The 2,048-nt window shown below is 40.2% G+C and carries 1 protein-coding gene; it reads left to right on the top strand.

Annotated elements, in window-relative coordinates; translation table 11 throughout:
- Positions 1-93: 93 nt before the first annotated feature.
- A partial coding sequence (locus LEP1GSC192_RS15280; protein ID WP_020770891.1) for a PAS domain-containing protein occupies positions 94-2,048 on the top strand: 1,955 nt, incomplete at its 3' end.

Here is a 2,048-nt window from a genome sequence, read left to right as displayed (position 1 = left end):
TTCCACAAAATCACAACAAACGACAAATGAAAACCCGTGATCTCCAGTATTTTTGTTTTCAAACGAAGGTTTCCGCTTTCTATTCAATAGTAAGTGGATCCCAAAATTAACAAACGATTAAGCAAGGATCTCCTGGCGGAGTTAGAAGCAGCTAAACAAAAGATCTCCGAATTAGAGAAAAGAATAGAATTACTTTCCCGTTCGGAATCCGACAATCGTCTTTTACGGACGTTACTCGATTATTCCCCTTCAGCGATCACTATCGTTAACTACGAGACGGGGATCTTCGAAGAAGTCAACTCGACGGCAGAAATTCTTTTTGGACACACGAGAGAAGAATTCCTACGTTTAGGTCCTGCCGATATCTCTCCGGAATTTCAACCGGATGGAAAAAGTTCCAAAGTCTCCGCTTTCGAAAAAATGTCACTTGCAGTCCGAGGAGAAATTCCCGTATTCAGATGGGATCATTGTGACAAGCAAAACCAACTCATTCCTTGTGAAGTTCATCTGGTAAAGATCCCAGGTTCTAAAAATCTGATTCGCGGAAATATAATCGATCTTCGAAAAGAACTCGCTTCGGAAGCATTGTTAAAAAGTAGAGAGGAACAATTAGACTTAGTCATCAAAAGTGCAGACCTGGGCTTTTGGGATTGGAATATACCGAACGGTATCGTTATACCGAATGAAAAATGTGTGGAGATCCTTGGATTCACCATGGAGGAATTCCAAACTACAAACGAATTTTGGAGATCCAGGATTCATCCGGATGATCGTCCACTTATCGTAGAAGGACTAAAAGAACATATGGAAGGTCATTCGGAATTATTCGAAACCGACTTTCGAATGTTATGTAAGGACGGAAGTTGGAAATGGATCCGGTCCAGAGGAAAAGTTTGGGAGAGGGATAAGGACGGAACCCCTATACGAGCTCTCGGTATCCATATAGATATCACCGAGAAAAAGGAAACGGAAAAGATCCTTGAAGAAAAGGAAAGGACATTGGATTTAGCGGTCCAAGGCGCTAACCTTGGTATATGGGATTATAATATTATAACTAACGAACATCACGTGGATGAGAACTGGCTGAAAATGTTGGGGTATCGTCCTGGAGAAGTGAAACCTACATACGAATTTTGGAATGAAAGTCTTCACCCGGACGATAGAGACAAAACCAACTCCGCCTGGAAAAGTTACGTAACGGGAGAAACAACTTTCTATTCAACAGCGTTTCGTTTAAAGTGTAAGGACGGTTCTTATAAATGGATCTTAACAAGGGGAAAAATAGCCGAGAATGCTCCGGAAGGAAACCCGATCCGAATGATCGGAATCCATATAGATATTTCGGAACAGAAACACATAGAAGATGAATTAAGAGAAACAAAATTGTTCTTAGACAGAGCCCAAAAAACCGCAAAAATAGGGAGTTGGGAATACGATATACCATCGGGAAAAATGACCGCTTCCGAGGGGCTTTACCAAATATTAGAAACGAATGATAGAATGCTTGTACCTGCGTTCGATTACATTCACCCCGACGATCGGGAGAAAGTAGAAAAATATTTTAAACGATCGATAATCGAAGGAGTCTCCGCTGAAATAGAATATAGATCCATCACACCTTCCGGACAAGAGAAGTTCCTTTTAAACAAGACCGATTTTATCAAAGACTCGGAAGGAAAAGTTCTCAAACTTTTAGGAACAATCCAAGACATCAGCAACGAGATTAAAAGAAAAAAGAAAGAAGAATTCAAAAGAAATATAGAAAGACTTACCTCTTCCATCTCCACGGAACTTATCAACAGACCTATATTGGAAATCGAGGAAGCAATCTCCAATGCCATTCAAAAGATCACCCAAGCGTTCAAAATGTCTAGGGGCAATTTAGTATTATATGATACGAAAAAAATGATCAGGACTTTAGTATGCGAATTTATTGTCCCGGAATCGGAAAACAAGGAAGCAAGCTGGCCTCCGGAAAGTCCAGTGGATCCGAATAATTTTCTCACAAAAAAGATATTAAACGGGGAAATAGTAACACTTCAATTAGA

This window comes from Leptospira sp. B5-022, from assembly GCF_000347035.1.
GTDB lineage: Bacteria > Spirochaetota > Leptospiria > Leptospirales > Leptospiraceae > Leptospira_B > Leptospira_B cinconiae.
Note: the sequence above shows the minus strand (reverse complement) of the source record. Positions and strands in the feature narration are given on the sequence as shown.